Genomic DNA, 14,027 nt, shown 5'->3' on the forward strand with positions numbered 1-14,027 from the left:
AAGCGCTTTATTTTTCCCCTACAATAGATGAAAACGGCGTGTAAGGGAGGAGCGATCAAGGAAATGAATTCGATCCCAAACGATTTGCAAACCTGGAAACGTTTTGTGAAAGACGGTGTACTAGACGAAGCCCGATTAAGAAAACGGATCGCCGAGTCATGGCATCGCTGCAAAAAAGCTGAGGTCAATCCGTATTTAGAAAAAGGCCCAAAGGTTTTACAGCAAACGGAGCTGGATCAGCAGTCAAAAAAGCATTCATTCTTCCTGACGACCGCTAAGTCTTACTTGGAAAAACTGCTGCCTGCCATAAAAGAAATGGAAATGATGGCGCTGTTAATTGATTCTGACGGTGTTGTTCTGGCATTGGACGGCCAGCCCCGTGCGCTCTATGAAGCCAAGCGCATCAACTTCGTCGAAGGTGCGTGCTGGACGGAAACAGCTGTCGGAACAAATGCGATTGGCACGGCGCTCCACATCAGTGAGCCCGTTGCCATACAAGGGTCAGAGCATTATTCTATCGCTTCCCATCAATGGAACTGTTCAGCCGCTCCGGTTCACCATGAAGATGGCAGCCTTGCGGGGGTGATTGACATATCGTGTCCGGCGGCAGGCGCGCATCCTCATATGCTCGGCATTGCCACGGCGATCGCCTATGCCGCGGAACGGGAACTGGCAGCCAAAAGCCGTGAGAAAGAGCTGGAGCTGATCAGCCGTTTTGGCGATAGGGCTGCATCCCGTGTGCCAATGGTGCTTTGCAATGCCAAACAGCACATTATTAACGCGAGCATACCGATTCGAACCTCAATGCCTGATTGGCAAGGCCGGCATCTGTATGAGGTGAAGGAACGGGGCTTTTCGATCGAAAAAGCCGTCACTGTGGGGGATGGCGGCACTTGTTTTTATTTGTCGGAACAAAAGAAAAAGGCAGCGTTTCGATTCAATGGAGTGATCGGACAAAGCGGCCGATCGCAAGCAATGCTGAAGAACCTTGAACGAGCGGCTGCGGCGGATGCAACGGTCTGTCTGTCGGGCGAAACTGGCACGGGGAAGGAAGTTGCGGCCCGCGCGCTTCATGAGAACAGCGAGCGGCGGCACGGCCCGTTTGTTGCTGTCAATTGCGGAGCGATTCCGTCTGATTTGATAGAAAGCGAGCTGTTCGGCTATGCGGAGGGCGCTTTTACGGGAGCGAAACGACAAGGCTACAAAGGCGCCTTTCAAAAAGCGAATCATGGGACCTTATTTTTAGATGAGATCGGAGAAATCTCCCATTCAATGCAGGTTGCGCTATTACGGGTGCTTCAAGAACGCAAGATCACGCCGATTGGCGGAACGAAAGACATTCCGGTTGATATCAAAGTGGTTGCCGCCACACATTGCGATTTGCGCGAGCTTGCCGAAAGCGGAAAAATCAGAGAGGACTTGTTTTATCGCCTTCATGTCTATCCAATCGAGCTCCCTCCTTTACGCGACCGCCCCGAGGATATTCCGGATCTCTTTCAGTACTACAAACAGAAAAATCGTTGGCCTGGAGAACTTCCTCTCGCTTTTTTGGATGTGCTGAAGCAATGGAGGTGGCCGGGGAATATTCGCGAGCTGTTTAATGTGTTTGAACGTCTATCTATTAGATTTCCGGACGGCTGCCTGACGGATGAGCCGCTTACCGCTTTACTTGAGGCTGCAGGACTGCCGATCAGCCCGGCACAAAAAAAGCCGGCTGCCGCCGGCGCCCTGACCCTTCGTGAGCAAATCCAAAAAGAGGTCATCATTAGAGCGCTTGAATCCGCGAAAGGAAACATCTCTCAAGCCGCCAAAATCAGCGGGATTCCTCGCAGCACTTTCTACAAACGGCTCAAAAAATTCAACTTGTCCGCTGAATCCTAAAGCATACTTCTTTCAATAAATGGAAACATTATGTATGAAGGAGGGTGTTAGAATGAATGTTCAAAGGGCGAAAGAAATTGTAGAATCTCCCGACATGAAGAAAGTCACATACAACGGAGTTCCTATTTACATTCAGCATGTGAATGAAGAGAGCGGAACAGCGAGAATTTATCCGCTCGACGAACCACAAGAGGAGCATGAAGTACAGCTGACCAACTTAAAAGAGGACTAAACAAAAATGGCCCGCTTCATAAGCAGGCCATTTTGTTATCCGCGCGGCGCAAATAAGATGACACAGACGCCGATGAGGCAAATCATTGCGCCGACCCAGTCATAAAGATCTGGTGTTTTTCGGTCGACAAGCCATCCCCACAGGACCGCAAGCACGATGAACACCCCACCATAAGCGGCATATACACGGCCGAAGGAAGGGAAGGACTGAAACGTCGGAAGAATGCCGTAGACAATCAAGATCAGCGCTCCGGATATCCCGTAGCCGACTGGCTTTGCTTCTCTCAGCCACAGCCAAACCAAATACCCGCCGCCAATTTCGGCAAGCCCCGCCGCGAGAAATAAAAGAATGGTCATCAGCATCACGTGCACTCCTCAATTTGCTATTTTCCCTTCAATTATAAAGGAGGAGAGTTATTAAAGCTTCGGGTTATTCTCAAATTCTTTCAAATACGCCTTTCTCTGAATCTCCGTGAACTGGCTGATCCAGTTGCTTTTCGCCTCTTCATTCAGGTGGGGGAGGATATAGCGTTCCACCGCTTCAAAAAACAGCGGATTGGCGATAATGTTCCAGGTAGGGATGCGAACGACCTTGCCATCTGTTTTCTCGATGATGATATCCTCAAAAAAGATCCCCTTTAAACTGAAACGATGCCGCCCCATATAAATCCGTTTGATCTCAGGAAAACGCGCACTTCGTTTTCTCGAGAAGATCTCGCCATCAGGCCCTGTCTTTACGCTGAAAATAATATTTCCCCGGCTTGTAAACGCCGGAAGAGCCATAAAAAATGTGATTAATCCATAAATAATCGCCATTAATCCGCCGCCCAAATAAAGCAGGGCATACTTAGATTCAAATGTGAGAGCTTCAGACACCAGCCACACCCCTGCAATAAAGGCGCCCCCTGTGGCTAGGAACAGCCATATTCTAAAAAACAGTCTGCTTTTAACCTTAATTACTTCATTGTTTTTCAATTGCTATTCTCCTTTATCGCTCTTTAGCAAAAAAGTAATCCTTTTACCACATCTTTATTTGCTGGCACGATAGAAAATTCATTTTGGGTGATACCTGTTACCAGCCAAGTATGACGGCTCCCAGGCAAGACGAAAGCCATGTCAGCCACTTCAGGCGAGTTGTCTTTGTCATAAACAAGGCGCATCAGCGTATCCATTTTCCCTTTTCGCAAAGCCAAATCATTTACGAATCGAGTAACATCCTCTTGGTGGTCATGCTTATGTAGAAACTCTTTCAGATGTGTGGGAGTGTCTGAAGCACCCTCCAGAAGCAATTCAAATTCGGTTGATGTCAGAGTCATCATTGATTCTTTGTGATCCTCTGCATCTATTATATTTAAAAAATCCGATGTTTTAGAAAGCAATCCGTCATTTGAATCCATTTTATTAATGCTGTGCACTTGTTCATCAAACAGCAGTTCATGAGAGTAAGTGCCGAACTTAGAAACATGGCAGGAAACATTCTGTTCTTTGCCTTGTTCATCAAATTTGGACAGTTTCACTGTATAATCCGCGTCGTTTAATACGTGGATAAACGGACAGTACTCGTCCTTTAACCGATATTGGTGATTCCGATATTCCGCCGCATCCTTGGCTAGGAGTGAGCGGCACGCCGCTTCAAACAAAGCGCCGAGCTGTTCATCCTCTATTTCCGGAAAATAGGCTTGCTTCAAGGCCATGCCTTGTTCAAAAAAACCTTCGCTGTAAAAACAAAATAAGAGTTCTTCTATGCTGATCGTAAACTGCTTCATTGATTATTCTCCTATCCAAATGAAAATTTCCCTTTGAGGAAATGGGTTGCGCCGTGTATAAGCGAATCCGCTGTTTTCTTTGCTTTTTCCATTCCTTTTTTCGCGCTGTCTATCCCTTTATGTATCGTTTTATTTGCTGCATCTATCCCGTCATTTACCGATTTGACGACTTTGCCGGCTGATTCCAATCCTTTTTTGGCCGTATCAACGACAGCATGAATCGGCTCTTTCAGTTTGACAGCTGCTTTTTCAGCAAAGCCTGATGTGAATTTTGCGATTTTTTCCCCAACAAAGCCTCCTGCTGTTGCTCCGATTGTACCTCCGATTACTGTACCAACAGGGCCTAACACACTTCCAAGGGCGCCGCCGACGACAGCGCCTGCCGTTGCCCCTCCTGCGATGAAAATCGTATTATTCACAGCATTCCCAACGGCTTTGGCGTTTTCACGCTTGAGAACGCCCGGATTGTCTTGGTATTTCGCATAATTTTCAGCTATTTTCAAGCCTGCTCCGAATGTTTCAGTCGCACCGGTGAGCAGTGTGGCGGTTATGGCATTTCCTTTTGCAAATTTCAAGCCTGTTTTTCCGACATCCTTCAAAGTTGAGCGTACGCCGGCTTCATTAAGAAATCCTCTTGTGTAGCTTCTGACACTGTTTGAAAAATCCACCGTATCCTGAGGAAAGTACTTTGTAAACTTTTTATGTACCAAATCTGAAAATGGCCGGTTTGTCTTTTTAAATAAATATTTAGGATTCAAAAGCACTCTGGCCGCTTTTTGATAACGTGACCTGTCGACAGCTCCGGAAATATCCAAGAGTAGCTTGGAATGACGGGCGGCATGTAAGCCGCTTGGCTGTTTTTCGAATGTCGTAAGCCCGAGTCCGTAGTATTTTCCCTGCGTCAGCATGAGAGCGGTTAAGCTTGTCATTGTCCCATATTTGTCGTACGCATGATAAAGCTTTCGTAATAGATCATCCTGTTCAACAAATGTATCGCCCGTTTTCCTGATGAAAATGTCATTGTCACTCAGCTTGGTGACAAGCGCTTTTCCTGAACTCCACGCATCGCCGACTCCGGAAAAACAGCTGCTATAGCGGGGATCGCATTGCAAAATCATCTGCCCCAGCTCCGCATGCAGGTCCTTATATTTGTTTTCCATATCGGTTAATTCAGTGACAACATCATTTGCCAGCTGTTCGAGCTTGTCCGGATCAACTGCAATGTTTCCTGACACACTGTTCACCCCCTGAGTTTATGTCTTTCCTCTCTGGCTTTACGCTCCAGTTCTTCCATTCTGGCAATTTCAGCTTTTCGTTCTTCGATTTTGGCGGCGGCGGCCTTCAGCTCCTGGCTCGTTTCAAGCAGCTCCTGTTCGAATTGATCGTAGGCGGCTTTCGTTTCCTCGAAATCCTGGTCAAACGAATCTCTTGCTTTCCCTTGCCAATCATCCCCCATTGCAGATAACCGGGATTCAAGCAGCATTTTGGAGCTTCTGACCTCTTCCGCGGCCGCACTGTACTTGTTTGCCAGCTCAATGACTTTATATGAGTCCAACTTTTGTCCCCTGCCTTTTCTAAATTCACGCACAAATGGATGTATTCTATAAATGATTATAAATAATTCGGCATGTATCCGAATCGTACAAAAGAACCTTTTCATAAGAACTGGAAGGGCGTATATTCACTTAAATTTCATAGTTGATGAGACTTTGAGATTACAAAAAAGGTAAAAAAATGAATCCACACGAGGGAATCAGCTTAATATTAGGTGTTTTTTCATGAAGGAGACGGATGTTATGAGCTAACAGTATATAAAAAAGAGCCTGAAAATTAGGCTCTAAACAAATTGCACTATTCACTATAGGTCTAAAAATGAAGGGTCAATTGCTTACGATTTATGAAAAACAGATTTTATAACCATATTTAATCCAAAATAAAAAAATATAAACAAGCTGCTCATTACATACATAATGATCAATAAAATCAATTTTTGTTTTATTGTCATGTCGGGAACTAATGAGACTCCGAGTGTCAGTACCCGTCATAAGGAGCAAATGAAGGATAAAAAAGATTTTTCTAATATAAGTAACCCGTATATTTCTCACAGTGTTTCTCCTTAATAATTAGTACCTACTATTATGGTTTTAAATGGACTAACATTTTTCTTTAGATTTGGATATTTTTTTAACCAGAAATATGTAAACATAGGGGGATAATAAAGAAAATAACAAAAATCATTATATATATTATCTCCCGAGGAGTCTCACTGTCTATTAATCAATAAAGCATGCAGAAAGTGAAATCCCAAATGGCATCTGTAAAATAGTGCCTATCAGTAATGCTTCATTTATTTTTTTGGGGTAAAAAACCATTGTCCTTTTTCAATTGATATCCTCTCCTGGTACATTCACTTTTAACTAACATTTATTTGATAATAATAAGGTATGTTAGGTTGGTTTATTCTTTTTGCTAATTCTCAATGCAACTCGAGAAATTTCCCGCCCTATGAGAAAAAACACTAAAGTTGATCAAATGACCTAAGTGCGCCAAACGTGTTACGGAACGGGCCTTCCCATGATATAAATGGAATTGTAAACGTTATCAAGGAGGTCGTCATATGAAGAAAAAATCATTCTCAATTGTCATAGCGGGCGGAGGGAGCACATTTACTCCCGGGATTGTTCTGATGCTCTTGGACCATTTGGAGGAGTTTCCGATCAGAAAGCTGAAGCTGTATGATAATGATAAGGAGAGACAGGATCGCATTGCGGGCGCCTGTGATGTATTTATTAGAGAAAAAGCGCCGGATATAGAATTTACAGCGACGACTGACCCGGAAGAAGCCTTTACAGATGTCGATTTTGTCATGGCGCACATCAGGGTAGGGAAATACGCGATGCGCGCGCTCGATGAGCAAATTCCGTTAAAGTACGGAGTTGTCGGCCAGGAGACGTGCGGGCCGGGCGGTATCGCGTACGGTATGCGTTCGATCGGCGGTGTGCTTGAAATATTAGATTACATGGAAACATATTCGCCTGATGCGTGGATGCTCAATTACTCCAACCCGGCGGCGATCGTAGCCGAAGCAACGAGACGTCTTAGACCGAATTCGAAAATCCTGAACATCTGCGATATGCCGGTTGGCATTGAAGACCGGATGGCGCATATTCTCGGACTGTCCTCAAGAAAAGAAATGAAGGTCCGTTATTACGGATTAAATCATTTCGGCTGGTGGACATCGATTCAAGATCAAGAGGGCAACGATTTAATGCCGAAGCTGAAGGAGCATGTATCTCAATACGGGTACATTCCGAAAACGGAGGCTGAAGCTGTGGAGGCGAGCTGGAATGACACGTTCGCCAAAGCGCGTGATGTGCAGGCAGCAGACCCGGACACTCTGCCGAATACGTATTTGCAATATTACTTGTTCCCGGATGATATGGTGAAAAAATCAAATCCAAATCACACGCGGGCAAACGAAGTGATGGAAGGGCGCGAAGCCTTTATTTTCAGCCAATGTGACATGATCACACGCGAGCAGTCATCTCAAAACAGCGAAATCAAAATTGATGATCACGCATCATATATCGTTGATCTGGCTCGGGCAATTGCCTACAACACGGGTGAAAGAATGCTGTTGATCGTTGAAAACAACGGCGCGATTGCGAACTTTGACCCGACTGCGATGGTCGAGGTGCCTTGTATCGTCGGCTCTAATGGGCCTGAACCGGTCACCGTCGGCACCATTCCGCAATTCCAAAAAGGGCTGATGGAACAGCAGGTATCTGTAGAGAAACTGACGGTTGAAGCGTGGGCGGAGAAATCGTTCCAAAAGCTGTGGCAGGCGCTGATCCTGTCAAAAACAGTGCCGAACGCGCGTGTGGCAAGGCTCATTCTTGAGGATTTAATAGAGGCCAATCAAGACTATTGGCCAGAGCTTGATCAAAGCCCAACCCGCATTTCATAACTGAAATTCCCCCATTTTCAAATTTGTAATTGTATATAATAGAAAGAAAATGGGGGGATCTGATATGAAGCTCGAAGAACTGATTAATCAGCACTACAGTAAATTAAATGACAACGATTTTCATATTTTGAAATATATATTGAATCATAAGCACACCTGCTATCATCTTGGAATCGACGCGCTGGCCAAAGCTTGCAGCGTATCGCGTTCCTCGATTTTGCGGCTTGCCCAAAAGCTCGGTTTCAGCGGCTACAGTGAATTTCGCGTCTTTTTAAAGTGGGAAGATCAGCCGGAAGAAGGCGAGAGTATGAGTTTTCAAAAGCTGCTTGACGATATGGAGGCGAATTTGAAGTTCTTAATGACAAAGAACATGACGGACATGTGCCAGCTGATTGATGAAGCTGACCGCATTTTCGTGTACGGATCGGGAAATGCGCAAAAGATATGCGCCCGCGATCTGCAAAGAATGTTTATTCCGCGCCATCGGTATCTCATTTTGATTGAAGACAGAAATGAATTTCATCTGATGCGCGATGATTTTAAAGTAAACGATCTGTTTATCATCATTTCTCTTTCCGGAGAAACGCCGGAGCTGATTCCTCAGGCAAGAACGCTTTCTGCAAAGGGGATTCCCTTTATTTCCATTACAAATTTAAAAAACAATGTCCTCGCCCAGCTGACGCCGCATAACCTTTATGCGACAAGCAAACCTGTGACATTAAGCGATAAAACGGAAATTGTCGCTTTTGCACCGTTTTTTCTCGTTGGCGAAGCATTGTTCCGCGCATATGTTGATTACAAAGAGGCAGAAAAAAATGACATTGAGTAGCAGGGGGTTTCTGGTATGATGCAAAAAATTCAGCGCTTTGGAAGCGCGATGTTTGTGCCTGTTCTATTGTTCGCGTTCGCCGGCATTATCGTCGGTGTCAGCACGCTCTTTAAAAATAAAACCCTCATGGGCCCGCTCGCGAATCCTGACGGGTTATGGTACCAGTGCTGGTATATCATTGAGCAGGGCGGCTGGACAGTATTTAATCAAATGCCGCTTTTATTCGCTATTGGCATCCCGGTTGCTTTGGCGAAGAAAGCTCAGGCACGCGCTTGTTTGGAAGCGCTTACGGTTTACTTGACGTTCAATTACTTTGTCAGCTCGATCTTGACGGTATGGGGAGGCGCATTTGGCGTCGATATGAACCAAGAGGCCGGCGGAACGAGCGGGTTAACGATGATCGCGGGCATTAAAACGCTTGATACCAACATTATCGGAGCCATCTTTATTTCCTCGATTGTCGTCTTTTTGCATAACCGCTATTTTGATAAAAAACTGCCCGATTTTCTCGGCATCTTTCAAGGCTCAACGTATATCGTGATGATTTCCTTCTTCATTATGATCCCGATCGCCTTGGCCGTATCTTATATTTGGCCGATGGTTCAATCGGGAATTGCCTCGATGCAAAGCTTCCTGGTCGCTTCCGGAGCAGTGGGCGTTTGGATTTACACGTTTTTGGAACGGATTTTGATCCCGACGGGTCTTCATCATTTTATTTACACCCCGTTTATTTATGGGCCTGCTGTAGCGGAAGGCGGCATCGTCACGTATTGGGCGCAGCATCTTGGCGAATATTCGCAAAGCGCCAAACCGCTGAAGGAGCTCTTCCCGCAAGGCGGCTTCGCGCTCCACGGCAACTCGAAAATCTTCGGCATACCGGGGATCGCTCTGGCGTTTTATGCCACAGCCAGCAAGGAAAAGAAAAAACTCGTCGCAGGACTGCTGATTCCTGTCACGCTGACGGCGATTGTCGCCGGTATAACAGAGCCGATTGAGTTCACTTTTCTTTTCATCTCTCCTTTCTTATTTGCGGTTCACGCCGTGCTTGCCGCATCAATGTCAACGGTTATGTATTTGGCGGGTGTCGTCGGAAACATGGGAGGCGGGCTGATTGAAGCGGCCACCTTGAACTGGATACCGCTCTTTGGCAGCCACGGTATGACGTATGTGTATCAAATTGTGATCGGTCTCTCTTTTACAGCTATTTATTTTTTCGTCTTCCGGTTTTTAATTCTCAAATTCAATATCGCCACACCAGGAAGGGAAAAGGATGACCAGCAGGAAACAAAGCTGTATTCGAAACAAGAATACAGAGACAGAAAAAACAAAAGGGACGAAACAGCCGCCGCTGCTGAAACGGCAGCTGACACCGCCGTTTTGTATATTGAAGCACTGGGCGGAAAAGACAACATCACAGAAGTCACAAACTGCGCCACCCGCCTCAGAGTCAGCGTCAAGGATGAAACAAAGGTTGAACCCGACAGCGTCTTCCGCGCGCTGGGCGCTCACGGTGTCGTCAGGAACGGGAAAGCCTTTCAAGTGATTGTCGGATTGAGCGTTCCGCAAATGCGGGAGCGTGTGGAAAAAATATTGAATCAATAAAGCCAGCCCTCCTGTTCGGGAGGGTTTTCGTTTGCCGCCAAAAAGGCCATCATAGTAAAGTAAAGAAAGAGATCATCGAGTAAAAAGGGGTTTGGGGGCTTTCACATGCAAAAGGCTTTATCGTTTTTAAAACCACACTCATTGCTGGTGGGAATTGCTCTGGCTCTCATGCTGACGGAGCTTGCGGTTGAACTGATGCAGCCTTTATTGATCGCAAAAATCATCGACGATGGGATTTTGAAGCAAGATCTCCGTCATGTGTGGACATGGGGCACGGTCATGATTGGACTGACCGCGTTATCATTTGCGGCGGGGATGCTGAATTCCTTTTATGCCGCCCATGTCAGCCAAAGCTTTTCCTATGATACGAGAAAAGGGCTTTTTCAAAAAATCCAGTCCTTCTCCTATTCTACATTTGGACAGTTTTCGTCCTCTTCGTATATCACAAGACTGACAAACGACGTCACACAGGTTCAAAATATGATTTTTATGGGTTTGCGGTTTATGCTGCGGGCTCCGTTAATGATTGCAGGCGGCATTGTGCTGTCACTCGCCGTTAATGTGAAGCTCGGCTTTTTTCTGCTTGTGACGATCCCGATCCTGATCTTGTTTTTGCTTTGGGTATTAAAGAAGGGCGGGGCGCTGTTCCGCTCCGTGCAGAAACGGCTGGATCAGGTGAACACCGTCATGCAGGAAAACCTAACCGCGATGAAGCTGATCAAAGCGCTGCTTCGCGGCAGCCACGAGGTCAAACGATTTATCAAAGCCAACACGAGGCTGATGGAAAAAACGGTTTCAGCCTTTCAGCTTGTGGAATTCACGATGCCTGTGCTGATGCTGCTGATGAACCTCTGCATCCTGTTGATTTTGTGGGCAGGGGCCTCCAGTATCACAAGCGGCGGCACTCAGGTCGGCGATGTTGTTGCGATTATTAACTACGCAACACGAATGACGGGCGCGCTTTCGATGTTTCCGTTTTTGATTATGATTTTCACCCGGGCGAAGGCTTCAGGGGATAGGATCGGCGAAGTGCTTGAAACGGAAGGTGATGAGCGGGAGGAAGGCGTCATATCTGAACGTTTGTCGGGACGGATTGTGTTTCAGCATGTATCCTTTCGTTATCCTGACATGGACAGAGAAGCACTGCGAGATGTCTCATTTTCCGTAAATCCAAGGGAAAGAATCGCGATTCTCGGAGCGACGGGATCGGGCAAGTCCACGCTCTTCCAGCTCATTCCCCGGCTTTATCAGCCGGATTCAGGCCGGATTTACATAGATGAAAAGCCGATTCGTGATGTTCCGGCCGAGGGGCTTCGCAAGCAAATTGGCTATGTACCGCAGGAAGTGCTCCTGTTTTCCGGCACAATCAAAGAAAACATCGCTTGGGGCAAAGAAAATGCTTCACTTGATGAAATAATGGAAGCGGCCAAACATGCGCAAATTCATGAAACGATTATGAAGCTTCCAAATGGATATGACACGGTATTGGGACAAAGAGGCGTCAACTTGTCCGGCGGCCAGAAGCAACGGATTTCCATTGCGCGGGCGTTGATCCGAAAGCCGGCCATTCTCCTCTTAGATGACAGCACAAGCGCACTCGACCTGCAAACGGAGGCGAAGCTGCTTGAGGCGGTCAGCACATATGAGTGCACAACTTTGATTATTACGCAAAAAATGACCACGGCGATGAAAGCTGATCAGATTTTGCTGCTTGAGGATGGCGAGCTGATTGAAAAAGGCACACACAGTGAGCTGCTTTCTGAATCGCACTTATACAAGCGCATTTACGAATCGCAATTCGGAAGGGAGGGAAGCGAGTCATGCTAAAAGACATCCGCAAACCTTTCCAATATCCTAAACTGCCAATCGATAAAAATGAAAATGCGAAAAAACGGGCGAAAGCAAAGGATGCAAAAGGCACACTGAAGCGAATCTGGTCTTACTTGGCTGAACGAAAAGGACTGCTCATCCTTGTCATGCTGATGGTTGTCATCAGCGCGATATTTGGGCTCCTTGGCCCCTTTGTGATCGGGAAGGCCATCGACCATTTTATCGTTGGAAAAACAGTCAGCGGCTTGACTCCCGTTTTGCTTCTTTTGCTCTCCATTTACGTGATTCAGTCTTTGTCGCTCTGGTTTCAAAACTATTGGATGATTACGATTTCGCAAGGCACTGTGTTCAGAATGAGAAGCGAGCTGTTCACCCATCTGCACGAGCTGCCAATTCCGTTTTTTGATAAACAGCGGCACGGCGAGCTGATGAGCCGGGTGACAAATGACATCGAAAATGTCAGCTCGACCTTAAACACGTCGGTCATTCAAATATTATCAAGTGTCATCACCTTTGTTGGAACGGTTGCAGTCATGCTGTACATGAGTCCGCTTCTTACAGTGATTACCCTGACCATCATTCCGGTGATGGCAGCGAGCCTGAAATGGATCACCAACAGGACGGGAAAGCTGTTTAAAGAACAGCAGAAAAACCTTGGTGAGCTGAATGGATATATTGAGGAGTCTGTTTCGGGTGCAAAGGTCATCAAAGCTTATTCGCGAGAAAAGCAGATGACTGCAGAGTTTCTCAAAAAAAACGCTGCGCTCAAGACCTCGGGCTTCTGGGCACAGACGATTTCCGGGTTTATCCCGAAAGTCATGAACTCTTTGAATAACTTAAGCTTTACGTTGATTGCGGCAATCGGCGGTTTGTTCGCGCTGAAAGGCTGGATCTCGATCGGCACTATTGTCGTTTTTGCTGAGTATTCAAGGCAATTTACACGCCCTTTAAACGATTTGGCCAACCAGTTTAATACGATGCTGTCCGCGATTGCTGGCGCTGAACGGGTGTTTGACGTGCTTGATGAAAAAGAGGAGCGCGAGGATGAAAGGAATGCCGTACATCAGCCGATTCAAACCGGCAGTATTGAATTCCGGAATGTGTCCTTCGGTTACGATGAGGGGCAGCAGACATTGAAGCATTTGCAGTTTACCGTGCCTGCCGGGCAGTCCATCGCGTTTGTCGGGCCGACGGGAGCGGGGAAAACCACCGTCACCAACCTGCTCGCGCGTTTTTACGAACCTAAAGAGGGAACGATTTTAATCGACGGTACAGATATTAAAACCGTTACTCGCGCAAGCCTAAGGAAAAACATGGGGTTTGTGCTTCAGGATTCGTTCTTGTTCCAGGGAACGATCAGAGAAAATATCCGCTACGGCAGGCTCGATGCATCTGATCAGGAAGTCGAAGCCGCTGCAAAAACAGCGAATGCCCACAGTTTTATTGAAAGGCTGCCAAAAGGGTATGATACTGTGCTGACGCAAGATGGATCAGGCATTAGCCAAGGACAGAAACAATTGCTTTCCATCGCGAGGGCGGTGCTTGCCGATCCGGTTCTTCTTATTTTGGATGAAGCAACTAGCAACATTGATACCGTAACAGAAGTCAACATTCAAGAAGCGCTCGCCCGTTTAATGGAGGGGAGAACAAGCGTCATCATCGCCCACAGGCTGAACACCATTCAAAGAGCGGACCAGATTGTGGTACTGAAAGACGGCGAAATGATTGAAAAAGGCAGCCATGACGAGCTGATTCGGCAAAAAGGATTTTACAGTGACTTATATGAAAGCCAATTTGAGAAATAGACCTTTGTCTTGCACAAAGGTCTTTTTTGTTACAGTTTTATAGTAATTTTATTTCATTTTCGTAAAATGTAACAAAATTACTTGACGTAAATAAGTTATGTATATATACTAGCTTA

The 14,027-nt window shown here is 46.3% G+C and carries 12 protein-coding genes; 7 read left to right on the top strand and 5 right to left on the bottom strand.

Translation table 11 applies throughout. The annotated features are described in order from the left end of the window. The first annotated feature begins 63 nt into the window (after positions 1-63). Together M1D98_RS04340 and M1D98_RS04345 are read left to right on the top strand one after the other, a co-directional pair. The gene (locus M1D98_RS04340; RefSeq protein ID WP_456280039.1) at positions 64-1,881 is read left to right on the top strand and encodes a sigma-54-dependent Fis family transcriptional regulator; all 1,818 of its coding nucleotides are present in this window, start codon (positions 64-66) and stop codon (positions 1,879-1,881) included. 52 nt (positions 1,882-1,933) lie between these two features. Beyond that, complete coding sequence (locus tag M1D98_RS04345; RefSeq protein WP_039076223.1) at positions 1,934-2,113, top strand: small acid-soluble spore protein H; 180 nt, start codon at positions 1,934-1,936, stop codon at positions 2,111-2,113. Between the two features lie 35 nt (positions 2,114-2,148). On the opposite strand, the gene M1D98_RS04350 is transcribed toward M1D98_RS04345, so the two are convergent. The 5 genes from M1D98_RS04350 to M1D98_RS04370 all read right to left on the bottom strand — a co-directional run bounded on the left by M1D98_RS04350 (position 2,149) and on the right by M1D98_RS04370 (position 5,433). Next, positions 2,149-2,478: a YnfA family protein gene (locus tag M1D98_RS04350; protein WP_082246400.1), complete on the bottom strand. Its 330-nt coding sequence runs from the start codon at positions 2,476-2,478 to the stop codon at positions 2,149-2,151. A 51-nt stretch (positions 2,479-2,529) separates the two neighbouring features. Further along, on the bottom strand, positions 2,530-3,033 hold the full coding sequence (locus M1D98_RS04355; RefSeq protein ID WP_240467623.1) for a YfjD family protein: 504 nt from the start codon (positions 3,031-3,033) through the stop codon (positions 2,530-2,532). A gap of 77 nt (positions 3,034-3,110) precedes the next feature. Continuing rightward, positions 3,111-3,878 (bottom strand): hypothetical protein, encoded by a 768-nt coding sequence (locus M1D98_RS04360; protein ID WP_039076226.1) that lies wholly within the window; start codon positions 3,876-3,878, stop codon positions 3,111-3,113. An 11-nt stretch (positions 3,879-3,889) separates the two neighbouring features. Continuing rightward, complete coding sequence (locus M1D98_RS04365) at positions 3,890-5,113, bottom strand: hypothetical protein (protein ID WP_121642160.1); 1,224 nt, start codon at positions 5,111-5,113, stop codon at positions 3,890-3,892. A 5-nt stretch (positions 5,114-5,118) separates the two neighbouring features. Beyond that, a complete protein-coding gene (locus tag M1D98_RS04370; RefSeq protein WP_010330896.1) occupies positions 5,119-5,433 on the bottom strand; it encodes a WXG100 family type VII secretion target in 315 nt (104 codons plus the stop codon). A 1,062-nt stretch (positions 5,434-6,495) separates the two neighbouring features. On the opposite strand from M1D98_RS04370, the gene glvA reads away from it, so the two are divergent. From glvA to M1D98_RS04395, 5 genes are all read left to right on the top strand, one after another. After that, positions 6,496-7,845 (top strand): maltose-6'-phosphate glucosidase, encoded by a 1,350-nt coding sequence (gene glvA, locus M1D98_RS04375; protein WP_010330895.1) that lies wholly within the window; start codon positions 6,496-6,498, stop codon positions 7,843-7,845. A 64-nt stretch (positions 7,846-7,909) separates the two neighbouring features. Then, the gene (gene glvR / locus M1D98_RS04380) at positions 7,910-8,674 is read left to right on the top strand and encodes a MurR/RpiR family transcriptional regulator GlvR (protein WP_268558947.1); all 765 of its coding nucleotides are present in this window, start codon (positions 7,910-7,912) and stop codon (positions 8,672-8,674) included. A gap of 15 nt (positions 8,675-8,689) precedes the next feature. Next, positions 8,690-10,276 (top strand): PTS maltose transporter subunit IIBC, encoded by a 1,587-nt coding sequence (gene malP / locus M1D98_RS04385; protein WP_121642163.1) that lies wholly within the window; start codon positions 8,690-8,692, stop codon positions 10,274-10,276. Positions 10,277-10,381: 105 nt separating this feature from the next. After that, positions 10,382-12,103, top strand: coding sequence for an ABC transporter ATP-binding protein (locus tag M1D98_RS04390; RefSeq protein WP_010330891.1), 1,722 nt, complete (start codon positions 10,382-10,384; stop codon positions 12,101-12,103). After that, positions 12,097-13,911, top strand: a complete 1,815-nt coding sequence (locus tag M1D98_RS04395) for an ABC transporter ATP-binding protein (RefSeq protein WP_121642165.1) — start codon at positions 12,097-12,099, stop codon at positions 13,909-13,911. Before M1D98_RS04390 ends, M1D98_RS04395 begins: the two co-directional genes overlap by 7 nt. Positions 13,912-14,027 lie beyond the last annotated feature (116 nt).

The organism is Bacillus sp. K7, from assembly GCF_053903245.1.